This is a genomic window from Pseudomonas sp. 8 R 14 (genome assembly GCF_900005955.1).
GTDB classification, from domain to species: Bacteria; Pseudomonadota; Gammaproteobacteria; order Pseudomonadales; family Pseudomonadaceae; genus Aquipseudomonas; species Aquipseudomonas marginalis.
The window spans coordinates 108,755-115,430 of the sequence record NZ_CVTH01000086.1; the positions used below are offsets into that span (position 1 = coordinate 108,755).

The 6,676-nt window shown below is 64.4% G+C and carries 10 protein-coding genes; all 10 read right to left on the reverse strand.

Annotated features, from left to right (window positions below):
* Positions 1-12: 12 nt before the first annotated feature.
* Complete coding sequence (locus tag BFQ01_RS25530) at positions 13-837, reverse strand: DUF4198 domain-containing protein (protein ID WP_065927406.1); 825 nt, start codon at positions 835-837, stop codon at positions 13-15.
* An 8-nt stretch (positions 838-845) separates the two neighbouring features.
* Complete coding sequence (locus BFQ01_RS25535) at positions 846-1,169, reverse strand: hypothetical protein (RefSeq protein ID WP_256097779.1); 324 nt, start codon at positions 1,167-1,169, stop codon at positions 846-848.
* Between the two features lie 30 nt (positions 1,170-1,199).
* Positions 1,200-2,174, reverse strand: coding sequence for a metal ABC transporter solute-binding protein, Zn/Mn family (locus BFQ01_RS25540; RefSeq protein WP_256097780.1), 975 nt, complete (start codon positions 2,172-2,174; stop codon positions 1,200-1,202).
* The gene (locus BFQ01_RS25545; RefSeq protein ID WP_065927408.1) at positions 2,171-3,076 is read right to left on the reverse strand and encodes a metal ABC transporter permease; all 906 of its coding nucleotides are present in this window, start codon (positions 3,074-3,076) and stop codon (positions 2,171-2,173) included. The genes BFQ01_RS25540 and BFQ01_RS25545 overlap by 4 nt, the downstream gene beginning before the upstream one ends.
* Positions 3,073-3,780, reverse strand: a complete 708-nt coding sequence (locus BFQ01_RS25550; protein WP_065927409.1) for a metal ABC transporter ATP-binding protein — start codon at positions 3,778-3,780, stop codon at positions 3,073-3,075. Before BFQ01_RS25550 ends, BFQ01_RS25545 begins: the two co-directional genes overlap by 4 nt.
* A complete protein-coding gene (locus BFQ01_RS25555; protein WP_065927410.1) occupies positions 3,777-4,709 on the reverse strand; it encodes a metal ABC transporter solute-binding protein, Zn/Mn family in 933 nt (310 codons plus the stop codon). Before BFQ01_RS25555 ends, BFQ01_RS25550 begins: the two co-directional genes overlap by 4 nt.
* Positions 4,706-5,407 (reverse strand): DUF6162 family protein, encoded by a 702-nt coding sequence (locus tag BFQ01_RS25560; RefSeq protein ID WP_065927411.1) that lies wholly within the window; start codon positions 5,405-5,407, stop codon positions 4,706-4,708. The genes BFQ01_RS25555 and BFQ01_RS25560 overlap by 4 nt, the downstream gene beginning before the upstream one ends.
* Entirely contained in the window at positions 5,407-5,895 is a 489-nt protein-coding gene (locus BFQ01_RS25565) for a DUF6644 family protein (RefSeq protein ID WP_065927412.1), read from the reverse strand. The genes BFQ01_RS25560 and BFQ01_RS25565 overlap by 1 nt, the downstream gene beginning before the upstream one ends.
* A 32-nt stretch (positions 5,896-5,927) precedes the next feature.
* A complete protein-coding gene (locus BFQ01_RS25570) occupies positions 5,928-6,413 on the reverse strand; it encodes a DUF6644 family protein (RefSeq protein ID WP_065927413.1) in 486 nt (161 codons plus the stop codon).
* Positions 6,414-6,434: 21 nt separating this feature from the next.
* Positions 6,435-6,676 (reverse strand): alpha/beta hydrolase domain-containing protein (locus BFQ01_RS25575; protein ID WP_256097781.1); only part of this gene is annotated, 242 nt, incomplete at its 5' end.

Below are 6,676 nucleotides of genomic sequence, written 5' to 3' on the forward strand. Positions count from 1 at the left end.
TGGCTGCCGGGGTTATTTCATGTCCCTTGCCTGCACCCACAACACGGCGTCCTGGGACAAAGGTTTGCCCTTATAGGTTTTCGTTGCCCCTATGTTCAGTGCCGCAATGCCCCACCAGCCGGCACGGGGCAGGCCGAGGGTGACGACCCCCTGGCCATCCGCATACGTACTCAGGGATTTGAACGAGGCTTGGGGGGCCGTGACATGGTCCTGCTGGCCGAAGGCGTTGTTTTTGATGTCGACGGAGTGGTTGAGGTATTCGATTTCAACCTCGGCGAACGGCACCGGCTTGCCGTCGGCCAGCACCACGGCACGGAACACGCCGCCGGTCCAGTTGGCATAGGGCTTGTTCAGCGGTTGGATCTCAACCGGTAGCCCCTGGGGTTCCGACCAGCTGCCGGGGACGCCGCCGACGTTCACGATCAGTTTGGTGAACTGCTGGATGTACACGCCTTCGGCGGTTTCCAGGTAGGGTTCGGGTTCGAGTACGAACACATGGTCACCCAGGGAACGCACCAGCTCCCGTGGGATCGATGCACGGTAGGCGGTGGCCTGGTTGTCGCGACTCTGCCACTGCACCGGTCGCAGGTATTTGCGCAGGTCGATTTTTTCTGCGCCGTGGGCGCTGGTGTGGTTGAAGGCGAGGGGTTCGCCCATGACCATGGTCGGTCCGGCGGAGAACGGGTGGGTGAACACGATGGCGAATTCCAGGTTGTCCGCGCGGGGCAGCGCCGTGTCCTCCACGTAGAGCATCTGGAAATGCGCCTGCGCGGCGCAGGTCATGCAACCGAAGGCCGTGGCGGCAAAGGCTTGGAGCAGTCGTCGTTTGATGGTCATGGTCGATTTCACTGTGTAATGTCGGAGGATTGGATCGTGGCGCCATGGTTCTCGCCACCGAGGAACTCCACGGAGTAGGCTCCGGCCGGGGCCTGGAATGTGAAGCTGTTGTCCTGGTCCACGGTGCCTTCGAGCAACACCCTGTTGCGGGTGTCCTGGACATGGATTTTGTGACCCACGGCGGAGCTGCCATCGGTGTAACCCGCCTCACACTTCACCCAGTCGTCGTGCTCGATATAGCAGTCGAACACGGGGCCATGGGCTGCGGCGGCCTGGCAGAACAGCAGTGCGCCGGCCAGCAGGATCGGGTGGAGCACATCTCGCGTTTTCATAAGGTTTTCAGTCTCCATGGTCAACGTTGATCACTGGGGCGTCGCGGCTTGAACGGTCGCGAAGGCCACCAGCAAGGCATCCAGGTTCGTACCCAGCAGCGCCTGGTAGCCGTTGGCCGTGTTGGCGAGCAGGCCGGGGTTGCCGATGTCCAGGATCAGCAGGTGGGCGCCGCCGTCCTCGATGGCCTGGGCAATCCTGGCGTCGGGCGCCCACTTGTGCACCACCACGCGGATCTCGCGCTCGCGCAGGTAGAGGGTCAGGGCGGCAAGGTCGGCGTCAGTCCAGTCGATGTCCTGGCGCACGAACCAACCGTCCACATACACGCCGAACTCGCCGAACAGGTAGACCGGCTCGCTGGCCAGCGACAGCACGCGCAGGTCCGGCACCTGCAGCAGCCGGGCACCGTAGTCGGCCTTCAGTTGGCGCAAGCGGCCGTCGAGTGCGGCGAGGTTGCGCTCGATCCGCGGCGCATCGGCGGGTGACAGGCGCGCCAGGTCGGCCGCGATCAGCGCCGACATGCGCATGGCATTGACCGGGCCGAGCCAGGCGTAGGGTGACGGGCCGCCATCGCCGTTGCGGTTGCCGGCCCAGGGCACATCGTTCGAGGGCGTGCGGGTCACGGCGACGCCCGGTTTGAGGCTGTCCCATGAGCGCGACGCATCGATCTCGACGAGGCGCAGGTTGTGGCGTCGAGCCGTTGCATACAGCGGGTCAGCGCGCCACAGGCTGCTCAGGGTGACCACCGCCACGGCGTTCTGGAACACGGCCGGCTCCAGGCGTGACAGCGCGTTGGCCTGGCTTTCCATGGGCACGGCGGCGTCCAGTGGCACACGTACCACTTCGATCCGGGTGCCTTCGCCGAGTGTCGAAGTCAGCGCATACAGCGCCGGCAGGGCGACCAGTACCTGTTGCTGGCCGACCTGCGCAAAGGCCGACGGCAGGCCGCCCAGCAGCACCGCCAGCAATGCCAGCCAGGGCCGCATGGATCGATTGAACCCGGTCATACGCTGGCCCCCCTGAACTGAGGCGCGGTACTGCGGATAAGGATGGTGAACGCAAACACCAAGGCTGCGACGATCACGATGGCGCCGCCCGTGGGCACGGGAATATGGAACTGCATCGGCGCCAGAATGCCGACCACACAGGAAAAGCTCGCAATCACCACGGCCCACGTGACCAGGCCCGGCAGTGAGTGGCTGATGTTGCGGGCCGCCGCTGCCGGTATCAGCAACAGGGCCTCCACCAGCACGGCGCCGATGATCTTCAGGCAGGCGACCGTGACCAGGGTGACCAGCACCACGAACAGGTACTCGACGCTGCGCACCTTCACGCCACGGGCATGGGCCAGGCTCGGATTGAGGCTGGAGAGCAGCATGCCGTTGTAGAGGGGCAGCCCGATCAGCGCACACATCACCGTCACGCCCAGCAGCACGTTCATGTCGGTATGGTCCACCGCCAGGATCGAGCCGAACAGCACACCTTCCATGACGTGTGTGTTGATTTTTGCCGACACGAACAGCAGCAACGAAGCACCCACCGCCAGCGAGATGGACAGGAACACGCCGATCAGCGTGTCATTGGCCAGGGTGGTGCGATGCTGCGTGTACTTGAGAGTCAGGGCAAACAGCAGGCAGAAGCCGAACATCGAAAAGTACGGCGAGGTGTAGGATTCGCCGACCAGCACGCCAATCGCCACGCCGGTCATCGCCGCATTGCCCACGGATTGGCTGAAGAACGCCATCCGCTTGATCATCACCATCGACCCCAGCACACCCAGCAACGGTCCGATCAGCACTGAGCACATCAGCGCGTTGATCACGAACTCGTACTCGAACGGTTGCGGCAGCAGGTGACTCGCGGCGAGCGCCTGCAGGTGGTCGCGGATAAAGTCGTACAAGGCATTCATCGAATGGCCTCCAGGCGGTTGTCGATCTGATCGGCGGGGCCGTGAAACAGCACCCGTTGGTTGATAACGGTCACGGACTGCGCGATTCGCTTGACCTGTTCCAGGTCGTGGTTGATCCACAGGATCGTCACTCCACGGCCGTTCAGTTCGGCCACCAGCGCCTCCACCAGGCGCACACCGGCTTCGTCGATCCCGGCGGTCGGTTCATCGAGGATCAGCAGCCACGGCGCCGGGCTGATTGCCTGGGCCAGCAGCACGCGCTGGCGCTGTCCGCCGGACAGGCTGCCAAACGGCTTTTTACCCATCCCCGCCATGCCGGTCCGCGCCAGGGCCTGGGCGTTGGCCGCCCTGGCGGCGCGGCCTGCGCCGAGAAAGGCCGGCCGGCGTTGACCGAGCATGGCCATGAGGTCGTTGACCGTCATCGGCACGTTGCGGTCGAAGTCCGGCAATTGCGGGACATAGCCCATGGGCGTGGTGACCTCACCCTCGAAGCGGATCGCCCCCGTATGCGGCATCTGCCCCAGCAGCGCACGCACCAGTGAGGTCTTGCCGCCGCCGTTGGGGCCTACCAGGCAGTGCAAGGCGCCGGCTTCAATGCGCATCGTTACCTGGTCGAGCACCTGCGTACCTCCCAGTCGCAGGGAGACGTTGTCGAACACAATGGCGGGGCCGCGCATCCCGTAGTCCTCCTTCAGCGCATTCATTGCTGGGTGTACTCAACGGCTTGCGCCAGGGTTTCGAGGTTGTCGCGCATCGCCACCTCGAATTCGTCAGCGCTGTAGGTATCCCCGGTGATATGGGACAGGGCGAACACCTTCACGCCGGTCGCGGCTTCGATGGGCTTGGCCAGGTCGAGGGAAAAGTTCTTCTCGGCGAACAGCACCTTGACGTTGGCCTTCTTGATCGCCTCGATGGTGTTGGCCAATTGGCGTGCCGTCGGCGCGACGCCGTGGCGCGGCTCGATCACCGCGCTCACGAACAGGCCGAACTCCTGCATCATGTAGTCGTAGCCGGCATGGGTTGTCGCGCAGCGGAACGACGACAGGTCCAGCGCGGCGAAGCGCGTCATGAAGCCGGCGCGCAGCTCGCGGATACGGCCCGCATACGCCAGGGCATTTTTTCGATACACCGCGGCGTTGTCCGGGTCCAGCTCTCCGAGCCGGCGAGCGATCTCGAACACCTGCTGTATCGCCGCCGTGGTGGAGACGAAGGTGTGCGGGTTGACCACCTTGACGCCTTCCTGGTCGCCACCGATGGGAATCAGCGCCACCGTGGCATTTGCCTGGATAATCGGCAGCGTCTGCGTGCGGCCGGCAGCCTTGATGATCTGGAAGGCCCATTCATCGTGGCCGATGCCGTTGACCACCAGCACATCGATATTCATCGCGCGGGTAATGTCATCGGGCTGCGGCTGGTAGTTGTGCGGGTTGGCCTCTGCCGGGATCAGAGCAATGACTTCGGCCCGATCGCCGACGATATTGGCCACGAAACTGTAGTAGGGATGCAGGGTGATGCCGATCCTGAGTTTCTTCGCCGAGGCGAAGGCCGGGCCGGCGAGTGCGATGGCGGGTATCAGCACCAGCAGCGCGATGCAGCGGCGCCACAGGGCGCGGTGTTTCAGGGCAACAGTCATGGCTGGGTTCCTTTTACGCGTTCGATTTCGCTGGCGCCGTCGTAGGGGATGACTTGGCGCCAGCCTTCGCCGACCAGGGATTCGGGCTTGACGATGGCGGGGTAGGGTGCGTTCGGGTCACGGTGGACCCAGATCGTTGCCTGGTTGGCCCACATCACCCCGGCATGGGCGTGACCGATGACCAGCAGGTAGGCGCTCTGGCCCGGTGCATGGCCGCCGGAGCCGTAGTAGACCGTCGCGCCCTGGCCCTGGGTGGCCTGGGAGACGTCGCTGACGGGCTGGTCCGCCCCATGGGCATCCTCGTCGCCACCCTGATGGGCCAGGTGGGAACCGGGCAGGATCAATTGCCAGTGCACCTCGCCATTGGCCTTCCAGAAAGCGTCACGGTAGAAGGGCGGCAACAGCAGTTTCTGCGCGCGCTCCAGGGTGATCCAGCCGCCGGTATCGTTGTTGGACCAGATGATTTCTTCACCGGCGGGCAACAGCGCGCTGTGAATCGCCTGGTCGACCGCACCCAAGCCATCGAAGGAGCGCACCTGCCAGCTCAGCGGGGTGGGCGGGCCCACTCTTTCCGGGCGCAGCAGCACATAGCCGGCCACACCGGCGACGACGGCCAGGGTCGCCAGCACCAGGGCCAGGGACTCCCAGCCGCCGGAACGCGGGCGCACCTGTGTGATTGCAGTGCTCGGGCGCGCCATCAGAGGAACGCAATCCAGCGGCCCAGGAACACCACCCCGGCCCACAACAGCAATGAGCTGAAGCCGGCGATGCGCGCCTGGCCGGGCGGTGGCAGCGTCGTGTCCCATTCGGCGATTCGACGAAAGGCCCCCAGGTGGAAGACGGCCATGTTGATCCCCGCCAGCATCAACAGGCCCATCTTGAACAGGAACGCGGTGTTCTGCACATAGGTGGTGCCGTTGGCGCAGAACATCAGCAGGCCGGTGATCACACAGACCACGAATGCGGCCCAGGTGTACGGCAGCAAATCCTGGATCAGCTTCAGCGCGCCGCGCCGATGGGCGGCCACGCCCAGCAGGCGCAGGTCGACCACGGCAATGGTGCCGTAGACGATGGCGATGCCGATCACATGCACCGACTCCAGCATCGGGAACGCCGAGCCTGACTCGCGAATGAACGTCGCGACCGGGGTGTCCTGGACGGCTTGCAGCAGGGGTTGAATATCCATGACGAATACCTGAGAACGTGGGTTGAAAACGCTTAGATCGTGTAGGCGATCCAGCGACCGCAGATGATCACGACGCACCACAGGCCGATCGATAGCCACGCAAAGGCCTTGACCGGGCGCGACGCGTCGCCGCCGGCCTGGCCGGCAGGACGCAGCAGGGGGCGGCGCAGCAGCCAGGTCACACTGAACGCCGTCACCACCAGCACCATCTTCAGCCAGAACGTCGAGTTGACGAGGACCCGGTCAGGCTCGGCGATGATCATCACCAACCCGGTACACAGCAGCACGATCAGCGCGTTGCGCATCCACGGGTAGTAACGGCGTACGACGCCGCGCAAGGGCTCGTCGCCGGCGAATACCCCCGCCAGTCGCAGATCGGAAATCAGCGCGCAGCCGAAGAGCACGGTGATGGCGATGATATGAATGCTCTGCACCGTGGGGATGACCCACAGGATGTCGCGGATGGCAGTGCTCAACGGCGACGCATAGATCCAGGCAATGATGAGTGAAGAGGACATCGGCTTTTCTTCCGCAGTGGCTTAGAAATCTTGGGGGGTGGCGATCGGATGCAGGCCCGCCGCATCTTCCGGCAGCAAGTACCCTTCCTTGATCGAAACGGCTTTGGCGTCTTCGAACTTCTGGGCGTAGCGGCCGAAATTTCCATAGCGCCGGCCCAGCACGTCCTTCGAGTAAGGCACCTTGGTGTCGTAGATCAGCCCGCAGCCGGTCTCCTGATCGGTGAGGTAGCTGGCGCTGGGGACCTGGACCCACGGCGGGCGCA

Excerpts from the sequence above, each read along its gene's own strand:
- BFQ01_RS25550 (WP_065927409.1), bottom strand. The coding sequence starts at position 3,780 with ATGAATGCGCTGAAGGAGGACTACGGGATGCGCGGCCCCGCCATTGTG.
- BFQ01_RS25565 (WP_065927412.1), bottom strand. The coding sequence starts at position 5,895 with ATGGATATTCAACCCCTGCTGCAAGCCGTCCAGGACACCCCGGTCGCG.
- BFQ01_RS25540 (WP_256097780.1), bottom strand. The coding sequence starts at position 2,174 with ATGACCGGGTTCAATCGATCCATGCGGCCCTGGCTGGCATTGCTGGCG.
- BFQ01_RS25545 (WP_065927408.1), bottom strand. The coding sequence starts at position 3,076 with ATGAATGCCTTGTACGACTTTATCCGCGACCACCTGCAGGCGCTCGCC.
- BFQ01_RS25560 (WP_065927411.1), bottom strand. The coding sequence starts at position 5,407 with ATGGCGCGCCCGAGCACTGCAATCACACAGGTGCGCCCGCGTTCCGGC.
- BFQ01_RS25535 (WP_256097779.1), bottom strand. The coding sequence starts at position 1,169 with ATGAAAACGCGAGATGTGCTCCACCCGATCCTGCTGGCCGGCGCACTG.
- BFQ01_RS25555 (WP_065927410.1), bottom strand. The coding sequence starts at position 4,709 with ATGACTGTTGCCCTGAAACACCGCGCCCTGTGGCGCCGCTGCATCGCG.
- BFQ01_RS25570 (WP_065927413.1), bottom strand. The coding sequence starts at position 6,413 with ATGTCCTCTTCACTCATCATTGCCTGGATCTATGCGTCGCCGTTGAGC.
- BFQ01_RS25530 (WP_065927406.1), bottom strand. The coding sequence starts at position 837 with ATGACCATCAAACGACGACTGCTCCAAGCCTTTGCCGCCACGGCCTTC.